The organism is Cupriavidus taiwanensis (genome assembly GCF_900250115.1).
Lineage (GTDB): Bacteria > Pseudomonadota > Gammaproteobacteria > Burkholderiales > Burkholderiaceae > Cupriavidus > Cupriavidus taiwanensis_B.
Window position 1 is genome coordinate 479,332 of sequence record NZ_LT984803.1, and the last position, 16,231, is coordinate 495,562.

Below are 16,231 nucleotides of genomic sequence, written 5' to 3' on the forward strand. Positions count from 1 at the left end.
CGGGCATGACGGCGCGCAGCGCGGCGCGGCTTTCGCCGCGCTCAGCCGACCAGGCGGCCGCGCCGCACGCGCATGCCCTTGCGCACCAGCTCAGGGGCAAGTCCGGCCAGCGTGCCGAGGGTATCGCCGCCGTTGGCATGGCAGATCGCCACGCCCAGCGCATCGGCCGCATCGCTGCCGGGCTGGCCGGGCAGCATCAGCAGGCGCGTCACCATTTCCTGCACCTGCGCCTTGTTGGCGCGGCCATAGCCGACCACCGCCACCTTGAGCTGGAGCGCGGTGTATTCGAACACCGGCAGGCCATAGCCGACCAGCCCGCAGATCGCCGCGCCGCGGGCCTGGCCCAGCAGCAGCGTCGATTGCGGATTGACGTTGACGAAGACCTTCTCGATCGCCGCGCAGTCGGGCGCATAGGTCCGCGACACTTCGCTGATGCCGTCGTACAACGTCTTCAGCCGCTCCGGCAGGGTCGAATTGCCATCGCTCTTGATCGTGCCCGAGGCCACGTAGGCAAGCTTGTTACCGTGCTTCTCGATCACGCCGAAGCCGGTGGTGCGCAGGCCGGGGTCGATGCCTAGGATTCGCATGGGGATGGGGTAGGGAGGACGCCGACTAGTGTATTGCTTTTTGCGCGCAGGGTTGCGGCGGCGTAGCCCTTGAGGCGGGGCCAAATCTGATCGGGCCTCGAACGACCTGTTGCGGGCCCCCTCTCCCGCTTGCGGGAGAGGGGAGCAGACCGGCGGAATGCCGGCCTGCTTAATGGCGGAAATGCCGCGTGCCCGTCAGCACCATCGCGATGCCGCGCTCGTCGGCGGCGGCGATCACTTCGTCATCGCGCACCGAGCCGCCCGGCTGGATCACGCAGGTCGCGCCGGCGTCGACCACCACGTCGAGGCCGTCGCGGAACGGGAAGAACGCGTCCGATGCCACCGCCGAGCCGGCCAGCGTCAGGCCGGCGTTCTGCGCCTTGATGCTGGCGATGCGCGCGGAATCGACGCGGCTCATCTGGCCGGCGCCCACGCCCAGCGTCATGCCGCCGCCGCAGAACACGATGGCGTTGGACTTGACGAACTTGGCCACGCGCCAGGCGAACATCAGGTCGTCCATTTCCTTGGGCGTCGGGTGGCGGCGCGTCACCACGCGCAGCTCGGACGGCTGCACGTTCTTGGCGTCCGGGCTCTGCACCAGCAGGCCGCCGCCGACGCGCTTGAAGTCATACTGGTTGATGCCCTTGCCCAGCGGGATCTCGAGCAGGCGCACGTTCTGCTTGGCCGCGAACACGGCACGCGCGGCGGCGCTGAAAGACGGCGCGATCAGCACCTCAACAAACTGCCTGGCCACCGCCTGCGCGGCGGCTTCGTCCAGCTCCACGTTGAAAGCGATGATGCCGCCGAAGGCCGAGGTGGAATCGGTCTTGAACGCCTTCTCATAGGCTTCCAGCGCGTTGGCACCCAGTGCCACGCCGCACGGGTTGGCGTGCTTGATGATGACGCAGGCCGCGCCATTGGCCGCATCGAACGACTTCACGCATTCCCACGCGGCATCGGCGTCGGCGATGTTGTTGTACGACAGCTCCTTGCCCTGCAGCTGCACGTAGTTGGCGAGCGCGCCGTCGACCGCCTTCAGGTCGCGGTAGAACGCCGCCGACTGGTGCGGGTTCTCGCCGTAGCGCATTTCCTGCACCTTGTCGAAGGCCAGGTTCAGCGTCTGCGGGTAGGCGCTGCGAGCCTGGTGCGACTTGTCGGCACCGAGGCTGGTCAGGTAGTTGGTGATGGCGCCGTCGTACTGCGCGGTGTGCGCGAACACCTTGGTGGCCAGGCGGAAGTTGGTGTCGTAGCCGACGCTGTTGCCGTTGGCACGCATTTCACCGAGCACCACGGCGTAATCGGCCGGGTCGACGATCACGGTCACGTCGCGGTGGTTCTTGGCCGCCGAGCGCAGCATGGTCGGGCCGCCGATGTCGATGTTCTCGATCGCGTCCGGCAGCGTGCAGTCATCCCTGGCCACGGTCTGCTGGAACGGGTACAGGTTCACCACCAGCAGGTCGATCGTGGGGATATTGTGCTCGGCCAGCGCGGCCATGTGCTCGGGCAGGTCGCGGCGCGCCAGGATGCCGCCGTGGACCTTGGGGTGCAGCGTCTTGACGCGGCCGTCGAGCATTTCCGGGAAGCCGGTGTAGTCGGCCACCTCCGTCACGGGCAGGCCGCTGTCGGCCAGCAGCTTGGCGGTGCCGCCGGTGGAAAGCAGCGTCACGCCGAGCGCGTTCAGTTCGCGCGCGAATTCGACGATGCCGGTCTTGTCGGAAACGGAGAGTAGGGCTTGCTTGATCATGGCAGTGGGAAACGCTTCAAATTCAAAGTAAACCGTGCTGCTGCAGCTTCTTGCGCAGCGTATTGCGATTGATGCCGAGGTAGGCGGCCGCCAGCGACTGGTTGCGCTCGGCGCGCACCATCACGGCTTCCAGCAGCGGCCGTTCGACCGCCTCGAGCACCATGTTGTACATGTTCGACGGCTCTTCGCCGTCCAGGTCGCGAAAGTACGTATCCAGGCTTTCCCGGATGCACTGGTCGATAGCGTTGCGGCTCATGCGGCAAGCAACTCCCCGTTTTTGTTGTTGTTCGCTTCGTCTTGCTCCTGCGCGGCGTCGTCGACATACACCAGCCGGTCAGAGATCTGCGCCTGCTCGTCGAAGAACGCGTTGACCGCCGCCAGCTGCTCGGCGGTGCTTTCCAGCGTGTTCATGCGGTGGCGGAACAGGTTGGCGCCGCGCAGCCCGCGCGTGTACCAGGCAATGTGCTTGCGCGCGGTGCGCACGCCGGTGAACTCGCCGTAGAAGGCGTAGTGGTCTTCCAGGTGCGCATTCATGATGGCACGGATCTCGGCCACTTCGGGCGACGGCAGCATCTCGCCGGTCTTCAGGAAGTGCTCGATCTCGCGGAACAGCCAGGGCCGGCCCTGCGCCGCGCGCCCGATCATGAGCGCGTCGGCGCCGGTCAGCGCCAGCACCTGCCTGGCCTTCTGCGGCGTGGTGATGTCGCCGTTGGCAACCACCGGGATCGAGAGCTCTGCCTTGACCGCGGCAATGGTCTCGTACTCGGCGTCGCCGTGGTACAGGTCGGCACGGGTGCGGCCGTGGATGGTCAGCATGCTGATGCCGGCGTCCTCGACCATGCGCGCGATGCGCAGCGCATTGCGGTTTTCGCGGTTCCAGCCGGTGCGGATCTTCAGCGTCACCGGCACGCGCTCGCCGACGGCGGCGACCACCGCCTCGACGATGCGCACCACCAGCGGCTCGTTCTGCAGCAGGGCCGAGCCGGCGGCGACGTTGCACACCTTCTTGGCCGGGCAGCCCATGTTGATGTCGATGATCTGCGCGCCGCGGTCTACGTTGTAGCGCGCCGCCTCGGCCATCATCGACGGCTCGGCTCCGGCGATCTGCACCGCGATCGGTTCGACCTCGCCGGCGTGGTTGGCGCGGCGCATGGTCTTCTCGCTCTTCCACAGCTGGGCGTTGGAGGCGACCATTTCCGACACCGCGTAGCCCGCGCCGAGCTGCTTGCACAGCTGGCGGAAGGGCCGGTCCGTCACGCCCGCCATCGGGGCGACAAACAGGTTGTTGCGGAGTTGGTGAGGTCCGATCTGCACGGCGGTGGTGGCGGTTGTGGCGGTGAAGCGGCGGTTCTGGTAACCCGTCCCGGCGACCTGGTTGCGCTGCACGCCATGCGCCGCGACGGACCGGGACAGCCTGCCCTGAGGCCGGCGGAAAGCAGAGACGAAACGGAAAAACATGCCCCTGCCGATACTGCTGCCGGCGGTGGATCGGGACATGTGCGAGGGCAGGATTCTACCGCCAATCGGTCGCCATTGCCCAAGATTTGAGCATCCATGGCGCAGGGCGCCGATGGCTGTGGCGCGATGCCGCGGCGCCAGTGGCGCAAGCGCCACTGGCAGTGGTGAAGCGGCGGTTCAGCGGCGCATGCCGAACATCATGTGGCGCGCCAGCGCGTGCCGCAGCGGTGGCAGGCATGCCAGCGCCGCCAGCGACGCGCCGCGGGCATGGGCCGCGAGCGGGTAGGCCACGCCGAACACGCGCGGCAGCAGGTCGGTCACGCCGATGGTGACGGCGCGGTCGAGTCGATGGCGGCCGGCAAAGGCCTGCAGCGCTTGCGGGCTGCAGGCGCCGCGCAGCGAGTCGGCCAGCGCAAAGGCATCGCGCAGGCCCAGGTTCAGCCCTTGTCCGGCCACCGGATGCAGCGTCTGAGCGGCATTGCCGACCGCCACCACGCGCCCGTTGACCGTGACCGGCGCGGCATTCAGGCCGAGCGGGAAGGCATGGCGCTTGCCCGCGAGCGTGAACTGGCCCATCCGCTCGCTGAAGGCGCGGCCCAGCTCCGCGGCAAACTGCGCTTCCGGCAGCGCGATGCGGCGCGCGGCCTGTTCCGGCGGGCAGCACCACACCAGCGCGTAGCCGGGCGTGCCGTGTTCCTCGTGCGGCAGCAGCGCCAGCGGGCCCTCCTCGGTAAATCGCTCCCAGGCCCAGCCGGGTTGCGGCCGCGAGCAGGTGACATGGGCGATCACCGCGGTCTGGCGATAGTCGCGCGTGCGCGCGCCGCGGCCCTGGTGCGCGGCCTGTTCATGGAACAGCCCACCCTCGGCCTGCACCGCCAGGCGCGCGGCGAACCGTGCCGCCTGGCCGTCGTGGCCCGTTCCCTCCAGATGCACCATGCCGGTATCCGCCACGTCCGCGCCACGCGGCACCGGATCCTGCTCGATCCGCTCGATGCGGGTTTCGAACACGCGCCGCAGCCGCCGGTCGCCGGCCGCCTGCGCCAGCGCCCGCTCGAGCACGGTGCACAGCTCGCCGTAGCGCACCACGTAGCCGAGCGCGGGCACGCCGTAGTCGTCATGGTGCAGGCGGACATGGCCGAAGCGGCCGCGCTGCGACACATGGATATGCTCGATCGGGCTGCCCGGCACCGGCCAGGCGCCGATCTGCTCCAGCAGCTGGCGGCTGCCGTGCGACAGCGCGATCGCGCGCGGGTCGCGCGCCGCGCGCGCCGGCGTGGCGGCGTCGACCAGCACGATGCGCCAGCCGGTGGTGCGCAACAGCTGGCAGGCCAGCGCCAGGCCGACCGGACCGCCGCCGACGATGGCGATATCGGCGGGGCCCGCGAAATCAGGCTGCGGGGCCGGCATCGTCACTGCCTCCTGCCTGCTCTGCATCGGTGCCGGACTGGGCCTGCGCACCGCGCTTCCAGCAGATCGCATCCGAGCGCGCCTTGCCGGCCGCGGCGTCGCGCAGCGCATTGTCGAGCTTTTGCTGGTTGAAGCCCGGCAGCGCGCGCAGTTGCGCCAGCAGCGCGGCATGGTTGGCGGCATCGAACGGCACCACGCAGCCCTGGCCCGAGTCCGGCGCGCCGATCAGGATCAGCCAGGCCCTGCCGGCCCACGGCGCGCGATCGGACACCCGCACCACCACGCGTTCGAGCACGCTCCAGGAGAGCTCCTCGCGCTGGCCGTCGGGGCGGTGCACCACCAGGCGGTCGTCGTACAGGTTGACGATGAACGGTTCGGACGGATCGGGCAGACGGTTGCTGCCGGCCTGGCCCGGCAGGATCCTGCGCAGCCAGCTGATCATCGCTGGCCTCCCGCGGTGGCGTGGTCGCGCATCAGCGCTTCGATTTCGTCGGCCAGCACCGGCACGCCGCGCGTGATCAGCTCGCAGTCGCCCTCGGTGACCACGGCGTCGTCCTCGATGCGGATGCCGATATGCCAGTAGCGCTCGGGCACGTCCTCGGCCGGGCGCACGTAGATGCCGGGCTCGATGGTCAGCACCATGCCGGGCTGCAGCGGCCGCCACGGTCGCTCGCCTGCGCCGCTGTGGCTGGCCACGCGGTATTCGCCCACGTCATGGACATCCATGCCGAGCCAGTGGCCGGTGCGGTGCATGTAGAAGCGGCGGTAGTTGCCGCTGGCCAGCACGTCGTCGAGCGTGCCTTCGCGGTTGCGGTCGAGCAGGCCGGTGTCGAGCATGCCCTGGGCCAGCACGCGCACGGCGGCGTCATGCGGCACGTTGTAAGGCACGCCGGCGCGGGTCTCGGCGATGGCGGCTTCTTGCGCGGCCACCACCAGGTCATACAGTTCGCGCTGCGCCGGCGAAAAGCGGCCCGAGACCGGGAAGGTGCGGGTGATGTCCGAGGCGTAGCCGTCCAGCTCACAGCCGGCGTCGATCAGGCACAGGTCACCGTCCTTGAGTTCGGCCGGGCCGGCGCGGTAGTGCAGCACGCAGGCATTCGGGCCGGCGGCGACGATCGAGTTGTAGGCCACGCTCTGCGCGCCGTGGCGGCGGAATTCATAGAGCAGCTCGGCCTCGAGGTGGTATTCGCGCAGGCCGGCGCGGGTGGCCTGCATCGCGCGCACATGGGCGCCCGCCGAAATCGCCGCGGCGCGGCGCATGGTGGCCAGTTCGCCGGCATCCTTGAACAGGCGCATTTCATCGAGCAGCGTGCGGATGTCGAGGGCGACCGACGGCGCGGCGACGCCGGCGCGGCCCTGCATGCGCACCGCGTCGAGCCAGCGCCGCATCTGCATGTCGGTGCGGATCGAATCGGCCAGCGGGTAGGCCAGCTGCGCGCGGTTGGCCAGCAGCGGCGGCAGCGTGGCGTCGATTTCTTCGACCGAATGCGCTTCGTCGAAGCCGAACGCGGCGCGCGCGCCTTCAGGGCCGAAGCGGAAGCCGTCCCAGATCTCGCGCTCTTCATGCTTGGGGCGGCAGAACAGTATGCTGCGGTCGGCCTCGGCCGGCTCGCCGGGCGCGCCGGCCACCAGCACCAGCACCGCTTCGGGCTCGGTGAAGCCGCTCAGGTAATAGAAATAGCTGTCGTGCCGGTACGGGTAGTCGCTGTCGCGATTGCGCATGGCTTCCGGCGCCGTGGGCAGGATCGCCACGCCGCCGCCGCCGGCGCGCAGGTGCTGCAGCACCCGGGCGCGGCGTTCGCGAAAGGCGGGGAGGGGGGCGGCGAGGGGGGCAAGATCAGGTGCGGACATGGTCAGGCCTGGATAAGAGGGATCAGGCCGATTCTACCGCCGCCGGCGGCGGCGCTGCGCCAGTGGCGCCAAAGTCGCGCGCCCTAGCGCCCCGGTGCGGCCGCCAGCATGCTGTCCAGCTCGGCCAGCTGCGCCGGCGTGCCCACGTTCTCCCAGCGCCCGTCGAAGCGCTCGCCGGTGGCGGTGCCGGCGGCGATGCCGGCATGGTAGATCGGCGTCATCGCCAGCCGCGTGCCCGGCACGATATCGGTAAACAGCCGGGTGTCGTACAGCCCGATATTGCCGAAGGTAAGGCGCGTGCCGCTGGCCGGCTCGGCATCGAGCGAGAGCCGGCCGTGCGCGTCGAGCGCGAAATCCCCGCGCGCATGGAACGGCGGGTTCGGCACCATCACCAGGTGCATGTGCGGCGCGGCCGCGCCCGCCAGCGTTTGCGCGCGCGGCAGCAGCGCGCGGAAATCGTAGTCGCAGAAGATGTCGCCGGACACGGCCAGGAAGATCTCGCCGCGGACCGGGTCGTGCGACAGCAGCGGCAGCGCCTTGGCGATGCCGCCGGCGGTTTCCAGCGCCTCGCCCTCGGCCGAGTAGGCGATGCGCACGCCGAAGCGGCTGCCGTCGCCCAGCGCCGCCTCGATCTGCGCGCCCAGCCAGGCGTGGTTGATGACGATGTCGCGCAGTCCGGCGCGCGCCAGCGCCTCGATCTTCCAGACGATCAGCGGCTTGCCGCCCACCGCCAGCAGCGGCTTGGGGCAGGTATCGGTCAGCGGACGCATGCGGTCGCCGCGGCCGGCGGCAAAGATCATCACCTTCATCGGAACAGGGCCTCCAGGGCAAGCAGCGTGGCCATGCCGCCGGCAATGGTCCAGCCCACGCTGCGGGTACGTGCGGCAATCAGGATGGCGACCACGCCGGCCAGCAGCCTGGCGTTGGTCGGGGTCAGGGCGAGCTCGCCCTGTTGCATCAGCAGGTCGGGCGCGATCAGCGCCGACAGCATCGCGGCCGGCACGAACTGCAGCGCGGTGCGAAACCACGACGGCAGCCGCACCCGGCCTTCGACGGCGATGAACGACAGGCGGATCAGGAAGGTGGCCAGGCCCGCGGCCAGGAACACCCACAGCAGCGTCAGCGCACTCATGCGGCCTCCTTGCCGGCGTCGCAGCTGGCGGCATCGGCGCGGCTGGCGGCGCGGGGCCCGGGGCGGTTGCCGCGTCCCAGCACCAGCATGCCCACGGCGATGCCGCCGAGCGCCGCCACCATCAGGCCGAGCTTGTGCGGCAGGCTGTAGCAGGCCACCGCCAGCACACTGGCCGCCAGCGCGGCGGCGACGTGCGAGCGGTGCCTGAGGCCCGGCACGATGATGCCGATAAAGGTCAGCGGCAGGAAAAAGTCCAGCGGCCAGTCGCGCGGCACCTGGGCGCCGACCAGCACGCCGGCCAGCGTCGACAGCTGCCAGCTGGCCCACAGCGCGAAGCCGCCGCCGAAGTAATACCAGTGGCGGTAGCGGGCGCGCGGGCCGGTGTCGCCGAGCCGGTGGGTCATCGCGGCAAAGGCCTCGTCGGTCAGCAGGTAGGCGATCAGCGCCTTCCAGCGCCGCGGCAGGTGCGCCAGCGTCGGCGCGATGGTGGCCGAGTACAGCGCGTGGCGCAGGTTGACCATGGCCACCGTCAGCGTGATCACTACCGCCGGGGTGCCGGCGCTCCACAACTGGGTCAGGATCATCTGCGAGGCGCCGCCGAACACGATCGCGCTCATGGCGCAGGCCAGCCACGCAGGCATGCCGGCGCCGACCGCGAGCACGCCGTAGATCAGCCCGAACGGCACCACGCCCAGCAGCATCGGCGCGAGCGCGCGCGCCCCCGCCAGCCATTCGCCGGCGGCGGTGATGGCGGGCGCGGCGCTGTCGTGCGGACCGGAGGCGTCGGCGCGCATGGCGTCAGAACGTATAGCCGGCCGGGCTGGACACGCCTTCGAGCGCGTCCAGCAGGCGGATCAGCTTGCGCAGTTCGGTATAGCGCCCGGCCACCTGGCGCGTGTACTTCATCACCAGCGGCAGGTTGGCCAGGTAGCCGTCCTTGCCATCGCGGTGGTACAGGCGGGCGAAGATGCCCAGCACCTTGAGGTGGCGCTGCAGCCCCATCCACTCGAAGTCGCGGTAGAACTCGCCGAAGTCGGGGTTGACCGGCAGCGCGGCCTTGCGCGCGCGTTCCCAGTAGCGGATCAGCCAGTCGAGCTGCTGCTCTTCATCCCATTCGATATAGGCATCGCGCCACAGCGACACCGCGTCGTAGGTGATCGGGCCGGTCACCGCGTCCTGGAAGTCGAGCACGCCCGGATTGGCGGCGCCTTCCCGCACCATCAGGTTGCGCGAGTGGAAGTCGCGGTGCACGTAGACCTGGGGCTGGGCGAGGTTGTTGGCGAGCAGCGCCTCCGTCACTTCGTGCCAGTCGGCCTGCTGGGCCTCGGACAGGGTCGCGCCCAGATGCCGGGCCACGTACCACTGCGGGAACAGGTCGAGCTCGCGCTGCAGCAGCGCGCGGTCGTAGGCGGGCAGTTCGCCGGGGCGCGTGGCGGCCTGGATGCGGACCAGCGCGGCGGCGGCGTCGGCGTACAGGCCGGGCGCCGAGGAATCGTCCAGCTTCGACAAATAGGTCTGGCTGCCAAGGTCGGCCAGCAGCAGGAAGCCCTGGTCCAGGTCCTGCGCCAGCACCGTCGGCACGGTCACGCCGGCGGCGCCGAACAGCCCGCAGACATGGATGAACGGGTGGCAGTCCTCGTGCGCGGGCGGGGCGTCCATCACGATCGCGGTGGCATGGTCGGGATGCCGGGTGCGGACGCGGAAATAGCGCCGGAAGCTGGCATCGGCCGAAGCCGGGACGCAGGAATCGGGATCGGCGGACCATGCCGGTCCGAGTCCGGCCACCCAGGCCTTGAGCTGGTCCAGGCGCGGGTCGTGGGGAAGAGCTGCCATACAGGTACTTGTCGGAGGTACGCGTGAGGATGGGGCGCAGGGCCAGAACGAAAGTGAAAGCCCTCGATGACCGGAAATGAAACCGGAAGTAAGCGGCAAGAGCGCCTCGGGTTGCCCCGTATAATACCCGACCAGACCGGGGCGCCGGTGGCCTCCGGGAGGGGCCGCGTTGCCCCGCAGCCTGCCCCGGCGGGGGCTGGCGGCCTGCAGGCGAGCCGCTGCCCGTGCCGAGACTGACCACCCGTGCGAATGACCGAATCACAACGATCACCGAACAACAGGGCCTTGCCTTCGCCTGCTTTCTCCCGCGCCGCGGCCCGCGCCAGGCGCGGCGGCGGCCTGCACGCGGGCGCGCTGCGCCCGCTGGTGCTGGCCATGGCCGGCCTGTCGGCCGGCGCCCACGCACAGATGACCGGCTCGGCGATCCCCGACCTCGACCAGGTCGAGCCGGTGTTCGAAGCCGCGCCGCCGGCGCCGCCACTGCCGGTGGAGTCCGGCGAACTGGTGCCGCGCCTGGCCGAGCCGGCCGCAAAGGGCGAGTCCAATCCCGACGCCCCCACCTTTATCGAAGCCGACCGCATGACCGGCTACAGCGAGCGCGGCGTCGAACTGGAAGGCCATGCCGAACTGCGCCGGGACGGCGGCGTGGTCAAGGGTGACAAGCTGAGCTACGACCAGGACACCGACGAAGCCTTCGCCCAGGGCAACGTGCGCATGTCGCGCGGCGGCACGCTGGCGGTGGGCCCGGAAGCGCGGCTCAGGGTCGAGGCCAACGAAGGCTACATGCTGTCACCGGACTACTATTTCCAGCAGACCGGCGGCACCGGCAAGGCCGAGCGCATCGACTTCCTCGACCAGAACCGCAGCTCGGCCCGGCAGGCGTCGTACACCACCTGCTCGCCCGACAACGCCGACTGGTATTTCAGCGCCAACCGGATCGACCTCGACAGCGACCGCCAGGTGGGCGTGGCCTACGGCGGCGTGCTGAATTTCTTCGGCGTGCCGGTCGCGGCGGCACCGGCGTTCAGCTTCCCGCTGAACGACGACCGCCGCAGCGGCTTCCTGCCGCCGCTGATGGGCTACAGCTCGAAATCGGGTTTCGACCTGACCGCGCCGTACTACGTCAATATCGCGCCCAACCGCGACCTGACCATCTACCCGCGCCTGATGACCGAGCGCGGCCTGCAGCTCGGCGGCGAATACCGCTACCTGAGCGAAACGTACTCCGGGCGCGTGCGTGCCGAGTTCCTGCCGGACGACAAGAAGACCAACTCGAACCGCTGGGCCTATTCGCTGCAGCACACGCAGCGGCTGGCGCCGGGGCTGGCCGCGTACCTGAACCTGAACCGGGTATCTGATGACCGCTACCCGGACGACTTCAACCGCAGCGTGTCGCAATCCACGCTGCGCCAGTACACGCAGGAAGGCGGCGTCACCTACAACTGGCAGGACTTTACCCTGCTGGCGCGGGTGCAGAAGTTCCAGACGCTGCGCCCCAGCGAGCCATCGTACGAGCGCGTGCCGCAGCTCAACGGCAAGTACATCCGCTATGACCTGGGCGGTTTCGACGTGCAGATGGAAGCCGACTACACCCGCTTCCGCATTCCGCTGACGTCGACCGGCTTCCAGCAGCCGCAGGGCGAGCGCATGTATTTCCAGCCGAGCATCAGCTACCCCATCGTGCGCGCCGGCTGGTACGTGACGCCCAAGGTGTCGTTCAATGCCGCGCAGTATCAGATGGAAGCGGCCACCAACACGCCGACCGCGCAGAACAACCTGTCGCGCGCGATCCCGACCGTCAGCCTGGATTCGGGCATGACCTTCGAGCGCGACGCGCCGTCGATCAGCCGCCTGTTCGGCGTCAACTACGTGCAGACGCTGGAGCCGCGCCTGTTCTACGTGTACACGCCGTTCCGCGACCAGAGCCAGTTCCCGCTGTTCGACACGGTGCAGTCCGACTTCGGCTACGGGCAGATCTTCAGCGAGAACCCGTTCACCGGCTACGACCGCATCGCCGACAACAACAAGCTGACCGGTGGCGTGACCACGCGCCTGATCGAGTCCGATACCGGCATCGAGCGTTTCCGCGGCACCATTGCCCAGCGCTATGACTTCACCGGGCAGCGCGTACAGCTCAACGGCACGCTGGCCGACCCCAAGGCCGGCTCGTCGGACCTGCTCGCTGCCACCACCATCCAGCTGTTCCGCGGCTACTACCTGGATGCGGGCGTGCAGTACAACCCCGATTCGGACCGCATCAGCTACGGCAACGTGGCGTTTACCTACCGCCCCGAGTCGCGCAAGGTGTTCAACGCCGGCTACCGCTACCGCCGGCCCACCTCGGTGACCGACAATACCGCGATCGACCAGTTCGAGCTGTCGAGCCAGTGGCCGATCACGCGCCGTGCCTACGGCATCGCGCGCTTCGCCTTCGACCTGACCGCCAGCCAGATGGTCGATGCGCTGGCCGGCGTCGAGTACGCGGCGGACTGCTGGGTCGGCCGCGTGGTCTACCAGCGTTTCCGCAACACCACCCAGGGCTACACCGGGCGGGTCTTCCTGCAGGTGGAGTTCCGTGGCCTTTCCAAGATCGGGTCCAACCCGTTGAACATCCTGCGGCTGAACGTGCCGGGCTACGAGCCGGTCTCGGCCAAGCCGGTGCCGACGACCCAGTTCGATCACTATGAATGACGGATTACGATGAAACGTCAAGAATTCGCCGTGTTTTCCTTTTTGCTGACGTCCTGGCACCGCCTGCTGCTGCCGGCCGTGCTGGCCGCGATGGCGGTGCCCGCCGCCGCGCAACTGAAGGCGCCCGGGACGCCGCGCGCCGGCGGCATCTTCGTGCCGCAGGCGTCGGACGTCACCGCGCCGTCCAGCCAGCCCAAGCTGGGCGTGCCGCCGGCGGGCGGGCAGAAGCGCTCGCAGCTGATCGACGAAGTCGTGGCGGTGGTCAACAACAGCGTGATCACGCGGCGCGAACTGCTTGACCGCGCCGACGAGATCGAGAGCCAGCTGCGTGCCGGCGGCCGTCCGGTGCCCGCGCGCGCCGACCTGCTGGGCGAGGTGCTCGAGCGCCTGGTGATGGAGCGCGTGCAGACCCAGGCCGCGCAGGACGCCGGCATCCGCGTCACCGACCAGGAAGTCGACCGCGCCATCGAATCGGTGGCGCAGCAGAACCAGATGAACGCGGCCGAGCTGCGTCGCCGGGTCGAGGGCAGCGGCATGACCTGGACCAAGTACCGCGACGAGCTGCGCAAGCAGGTGCAGGTGATCCGCCTGCGCGAGCGCGAAGTCGACTCCAAGGTGCAGGTCTACGACGGCGAGATCGACAACTACCTGGCGGCGCGCGGCGGCCAGGGCGCCGCCGGCGGCCCGACCGAATACAACATGGCGCAGATCCTCGTGCGCGTGCCCGAGAATGCCTCGGAGGCGCAGAAGCAGGCGCTGCGCGCCAAGGCCGAGGAACTCCTCAAACAGGCCCAGGGCGGCGCCGACTTCGCGCAGCTGGCGCAGGCCAGCTCCGAAGGCCCGGAAGCGGCCCAGGGCGGTGCCATGGGCTTCCGCGAAATCGGCCGCCTGCCGGCGCTGTTCGCCAATGCCGTGGTCGACCTGCAGCCGGGCGCGGTGGCGCCGCAGGTGGTCGAGAGCGCCGCCGGCTTCCATGTGATCAAGCTGGTGGCCAAGCGCGCGGCGCCGGCCTCGGGCCCGGCCGCGGCCGGCAAGATCACCCAGACCCAGGTGCGCCACATCCTGATCCGCACCGGCCCCAACATGCCCGAGGCCGAGGCGCGCCGCCAGCTCGGCACGCTGCGCGACCGCATCACCCATGGCGGCGACTTTGCCGATGCGGCCAGGCGCTTCTCGCAGGACGGCTCGGCGCAGAACGGCGGCGATCTCGGCTGGGTGTCGCCGGGCGAGTTGGTGCCCGAGTTCGAGCAGGCCATGAGCCGGCTGCGCCCGAACGAGATTTCCGAGCCGGTGGTCACGCAGTTCGGCGTGCACTTGATCCAGGTGCTGAACCGCCGCGAGACCGAGCTGTCGCCGGAGAAGCAGCGCGACTTCGCCCGTGCCGAAGTGCGCGAACAGAAGCTGCGCGCCGCCTATGATGACTGGGTGCGCCAGCTGCGCTCGCAGGCGTACGTGGAGTACCGGGTCAACCGGCAGCGCTGACGCGCCGGTGCCCTTCAGCCCTTCACCCCTTCAGCGCCAAGCCGACATGCCCGACCCGCTAGCCCTGGCCATTTCCACCGGAGAACCCGCCGGCATCGGCCCCGATATCACCATCGGGGCGCTGCTGCAGCTGGCGGGCGCCAACCATGGCGCCGAGGGGGTCTACCGCTTCCATGTGCTGGGCGATGCCCGCCTGCTGGCCGAACGGGCCGAGGCGCTCGGCGTCACCCACGCCTGGGAGCGGCGCCTTGCCGACGGCGACGTGGTGATCGAGGACATCCCGCTGGCGGTGGCGTGCGAGGCCGGCCGGCTCGACGCGCGCAACGGCCGCTATGTGCTGAAGCTGCTCGATGCCGCCATCGACGGCTGCCGCGCGCAGGGCGGCGCCGCGCCCCGCTATGCCGCGATGGTGACGGCGCCGGTGCAGAAAAGCACCATCAACGATGCCGGCGTGCCTTTCACCGGCCATACCGAATATCTTGCCGCCAGCGCCGGCGTGCCGCGCGTGGTGATGATGCTGGCCGGCCCCCAGCCGGCGCACGACGACGCCATGCTGCGCGTGGCGCTGGCCACCACCCACCTGCCGCTGCGCGCGGTGCCCGAGGCGCTGTCGGTGCCGCTGCTGCTGCAGACGCTGGCCATCATCGATGCCGACCTGCGCCGCTGCTTCGGCATCGCGCGGCCGCGCATCCTGGTCACGGGCCTGAACCCGCACGCCGGCGAAAGCGGCCACATGGGCCGCGAAGAGATCGACATCATCGCGCCCGCGCTGGCGCAGGCCAAGGATGCCGGCATCGACGCGCGCGGGCCATTCCCGGCCGACACGCTGTTCCAGCCGCGCCACCTGCGCGATGCCGACTGCGTGCTGGCGATGTACCATGACCAGGGGCTGGCGCCGCTCAAGTACGGCACCTTCGGCCACGGCGTGAACATCACGCTGGGACTGCCCTTCATCCGCACGTCGGTGGACCATGGCACCGCGCTCGAGCTCGCCGGCACCGGCCAGGCCGAGCACGGCAGCATGATCGAGGCCATCCGCACCGCGGTTATCATGTCTGGCCACGCCAACGGCCGCCGACCCGGCGCCGCCGCCACGGGCCATACCCCTTCCGGCACGCAGCCGCCATGCTGACGCCGGACTCATACATCATGCGTTCTAACGTGCACCAGGGCCATGTGGCCCGCAAACGATTCGGGCAGAACTTCCTGGTCGACGACACCATCATCCACGGCATCGTCAATGCCATCAGCCCGCAGGCTGGCGACGTGCTGGTGGAGATCGGCCCCGGGCTGGGCGCGCTGACCGACCCGCTGCTCGAGCGGATCCCGCAGATGCAGGTGGTCGAACTGGACCGCGACCTGGTCGAGCGGCTGCGCCGCCGCTATGGCGACCGCCTGCAGGTCCACGCCGGCGACGCGCTCGACTTCGACTTCGGCAAGCTGGCCGTGCCGGGCCGCGCGCTGCGCATCGTCGGCAACCTGCCTTACAACATTTCGAGCCCGCTGCTGTTCCACCTGATGGAGTTCGCCGACCACGTCCACGACCAGCACTTCATGCTGCAGAAGGAGGTGGTCGAGCGCATGGTGGCCGAGCCCGGCAGCAAGGCCTTCGGCCGGTTGTCGATCATGCTGCAGGTGCGCTATTACATGGAGCACGTGCTGGACGTGCCGCCGGGCGCCTTCAATCCGCCGCCCAAGGTGGACTCGGCCGTGGTGCGCATGATTCCCTGGCCGCGCCACGGCGATGGCAGGCTGCGTTCGCCGCATGCCGATTGCGACATCACCGTGCTCGGCGACGTGGTCACGGCGGCGTTCTCGCAGCGGCGCAAGGTGCTGCGCAACACCCTGTCGTTCCTGCGCGACCAGGTCGATTTCGATGCCATGGGCTTCGACCTGGGCCGGCGCGCCGAGGAAGTGCCGGTCGGCGAGTATGTCGAGCTGGCCCGGCGCCTGGGTGACAAGGCCCCGGGCCAGGCCGCCTGAGACCACTTGAACGCAAGCCGAATTCCCGCCTACCCAAGCATCCCGATTCTCCCGCGACCATTT

General features: G+C 69.7%; 15 protein-coding genes. 4 read left to right on the top strand and 11 right to left on the bottom strand.

The window, feature by feature from the left end:
- Positions 1 to 41: 41 nt before the first annotated feature.
- The 11 genes from ruvC to CBM2586_RS02370 form a co-directional block, all read right to left on the bottom strand.
- Positions 42 to 587: a crossover junction endodeoxyribonuclease RuvC gene (ruvC, locus tag CBM2586_RS02320; RefSeq protein ID WP_115663009.1), complete on the bottom strand. Its 546-nt coding sequence runs from the start codon at positions 585 to 587 to the stop codon at positions 42 to 44.
- A gap of 169 nt (positions 588 to 756) precedes the next feature.
- Positions 757 to 2,331: a bifunctional phosphoribosylaminoimidazolecarboxamide formyltransferase/IMP cyclohydrolase gene (purH, locus tag CBM2586_RS02325; RefSeq protein WP_115663008.1), complete on the bottom strand. Its 1,575-nt coding sequence runs from the start codon at positions 2,329 to 2,331 to the stop codon at positions 757 to 759.
- Positions 2,332 to 2,353: 22 nt separating this feature from the next.
- Positions 2,354 to 2,587, bottom strand: a complete 234-nt coding sequence (locus CBM2586_RS02330) for a Fis family transcriptional regulator (protein ID WP_010813887.1) — start codon at positions 2,585 to 2,587, stop codon at positions 2,354 to 2,356.
- Positions 2,584 to 3,645 carry a tRNA dihydrouridine synthase DusB gene (gene dusB, locus CBM2586_RS02335; RefSeq protein WP_115663829.1) on the bottom strand — a complete coding sequence of 354 codons (1,062 nt, stop codon included), beginning with the start codon at positions 3,643 to 3,645 and terminating at the stop codon, positions 2,584 to 2,586. Before dusB ends, CBM2586_RS02330 begins: the two co-directional genes overlap by 4 nt.
- Positions 3,646 to 3,966: 321 nt before the next feature.
- Positions 3,967 to 5,196, bottom strand: a complete 1,230-nt coding sequence (locus tag CBM2586_RS02340) for a UbiH/UbiF/VisC/COQ6 family ubiquinone biosynthesis hydroxylase (protein WP_115686726.1) — start codon at positions 5,194 to 5,196, stop codon at positions 3,967 to 3,969.
- The gene (locus CBM2586_RS02345; RefSeq protein ID WP_115686727.1) at positions 5,177 to 5,638 is read right to left on the bottom strand and encodes a hypothetical protein; all 462 of its coding nucleotides are present in this window, start codon (positions 5,636 to 5,638) and stop codon (positions 5,177 to 5,179) included. Before CBM2586_RS02345 ends, CBM2586_RS02340 begins: the two co-directional genes overlap by 20 nt.
- A complete protein-coding gene (locus CBM2586_RS02350) occupies positions 5,635 to 7,047 on the bottom strand; it encodes an aminopeptidase P N-terminal domain-containing protein (RefSeq protein ID WP_115663005.1) in 1,413 nt (470 codons plus the stop codon). The genes CBM2586_RS02345 and CBM2586_RS02350 overlap by 4 nt, the downstream gene beginning before the upstream one ends.
- An 83-nt stretch (positions 7,048 to 7,130) precedes the next feature.
- Positions 7,131 to 7,856 (bottom strand): N-acetylmuramate alpha-1-phosphate uridylyltransferase MurU, encoded by a 726-nt coding sequence (gene murU, locus CBM2586_RS02355; protein WP_115663004.1) that lies wholly within the window; start codon positions 7,854 to 7,856, stop codon positions 7,131 to 7,133.
- A complete protein-coding gene (locus CBM2586_RS02360) occupies positions 7,853 to 8,179 on the bottom strand; it encodes an AzlD domain-containing protein (RefSeq protein ID WP_115663003.1) in 327 nt (108 codons plus the stop codon). Before CBM2586_RS02360 ends, murU begins: the two co-directional genes overlap by 4 nt.
- Positions 8,176 to 8,973, bottom strand: coding sequence for an AzlC family ABC transporter permease (locus tag CBM2586_RS02365; RefSeq protein ID WP_115663002.1), 798 nt, complete (start codon positions 8,971 to 8,973; stop codon positions 8,176 to 8,178). Before CBM2586_RS02365 ends, CBM2586_RS02360 begins: the two co-directional genes overlap by 4 nt.
- A 4-nt stretch (positions 8,974 to 8,977) precedes the next feature.
- Entirely contained in the window at positions 8,978 to 10,012 is a 1,035-nt protein-coding gene (locus CBM2586_RS02370; protein ID WP_115686728.1) for an aminoglycoside phosphotransferase family protein, read from the bottom strand.
- Between the two features lie 249 nt (positions 10,013 to 10,261).
- Here CBM2586_RS02370 and CBM2586_RS02375 point away from each other — a divergent pair, with 249 nt between their 5' ends.
- The 4 genes from CBM2586_RS02375 to rsmA are packed head-to-tail and all read left to right on the top strand — an operon-like array spanning position 10,262 to position 16,168.
- Positions 10,262 to 12,703 carry an LPS-assembly protein LptD gene (locus tag CBM2586_RS02375; RefSeq protein WP_115663000.1) on the top strand — a complete coding sequence of 814 codons (2,442 nt, stop codon included), beginning with the start codon at positions 10,262 to 10,264 and terminating at the stop codon, positions 12,701 to 12,703.
- Between the two features lie 9 nt (positions 12,704 to 12,712).
- Positions 12,713 to 14,185 carry a peptidylprolyl isomerase gene (locus tag CBM2586_RS02380; protein ID WP_115662999.1) on the top strand — a complete coding sequence of 491 codons (1,473 nt, stop codon included), beginning with the start codon at positions 12,713 to 12,715 and terminating at the stop codon, positions 14,183 to 14,185.
- 46 nt (positions 14,186 to 14,231) lie between these two features.
- A complete protein-coding gene (gene pdxA / locus CBM2586_RS02385; protein WP_115686729.1) occupies positions 14,232 to 15,317 on the top strand; it encodes a 4-hydroxythreonine-4-phosphate dehydrogenase PdxA in 1,086 nt (361 codons plus the stop codon).
- Positions 15,318 to 15,334: 17 nt separating this feature from the next.
- Positions 15,335 to 16,168 carry a 16S rRNA (adenine(1518)-N(6)/adenine(1519)-N(6))-dimethyltransferase RsmA gene (rsmA, locus tag CBM2586_RS02390; protein WP_115663828.1) on the top strand — a complete coding sequence of 278 codons (834 nt, stop codon included), beginning with the start codon at positions 15,335 to 15,337 and terminating at the stop codon, positions 16,166 to 16,168.
- Positions 16,169 to 16,231: the final 63 nt, after the last annotated feature.

Excerpts from the sequence above, each read along its gene's own strand:
- ruvC (WP_115663009.1), bottom strand. The coding sequence starts at position 587 with ATGCGAATCCTAGGCATCGACCCCGGCCTGCGCACCACCGGCTTCGGC.
- purH (WP_115663008.1), bottom strand. The coding sequence starts at position 2,331 with ATGATCAAGCAAGCCCTACTCTCCGTTTCCGACAAGACCGGCATCGTC.
- CBM2586_RS02330 (WP_010813887.1), bottom strand. The coding sequence starts at position 2,587 with ATGAGCCGCAACGCTATCGACCAGTGCATCCGGGAAAGCCTGGATACG.
- CBM2586_RS02340 (WP_115686726.1), bottom strand. The coding sequence starts at position 5,196 with ATGCCGGCCCCGCAGCCTGATTTCGCGGGCCCCGCCGATATCGCCATC.
- CBM2586_RS02345 (WP_115686727.1), bottom strand. The coding sequence starts at position 5,638 with ATGATCAGCTGGCTGCGCAGGATCCTGCCGGGCCAGGCCGGCAGCAAC.
- CBM2586_RS02350 (WP_115663005.1), bottom strand. The coding sequence starts at position 7,047 with ATGTCCGCACCTGATCTTGCCCCCCTCGCCGCCCCCCTCCCCGCCTTT.
- murU (WP_115663004.1), bottom strand. The coding sequence starts at position 7,856 with ATGAAGGTGATGATCTTTGCCGCCGGCCGCGGCGACCGCATGCGTCCG.
- CBM2586_RS02360 (WP_115663003.1), bottom strand. The coding sequence starts at position 8,179 with ATGAGTGCGCTGACGCTGCTGTGGGTGTTCCTGGCCGCGGGCCTGGCC.
- CBM2586_RS02365 (WP_115663002.1), bottom strand. The coding sequence starts at position 8,973 with ATGCGCGCCGACGCCTCCGGTCCGCACGACAGCGCCGCGCCCGCCATC.
- CBM2586_RS02370 (WP_115686728.1), bottom strand. The coding sequence starts at position 10,012 with ATGGCAGCTCTTCCCCACGACCCGCGCCTGGACCAGCTCAAGGCCTGG.
- CBM2586_RS02375 (WP_115663000.1), top strand. The coding sequence starts at position 10,262 with ATGACCGAATCACAACGATCACCGAACAACAGGGCCTTGCCTTCGCCT.
- CBM2586_RS02380 (WP_115662999.1), top strand. The coding sequence starts at position 12,713 with ATGAAACGTCAAGAATTCGCCGTGTTTTCCTTTTTGCTGACGTCCTGG.
- pdxA (WP_115686729.1), top strand. The coding sequence starts at position 14,232 with ATGCCCGACCCGCTAGCCCTGGCCATTTCCACCGGAGAACCCGCCGGC.
- rsmA (WP_115663828.1), top strand. The coding sequence starts at position 15,335 with ATGCGTTCTAACGTGCACCAGGGCCATGTGGCCCGCAAACGATTCGGG.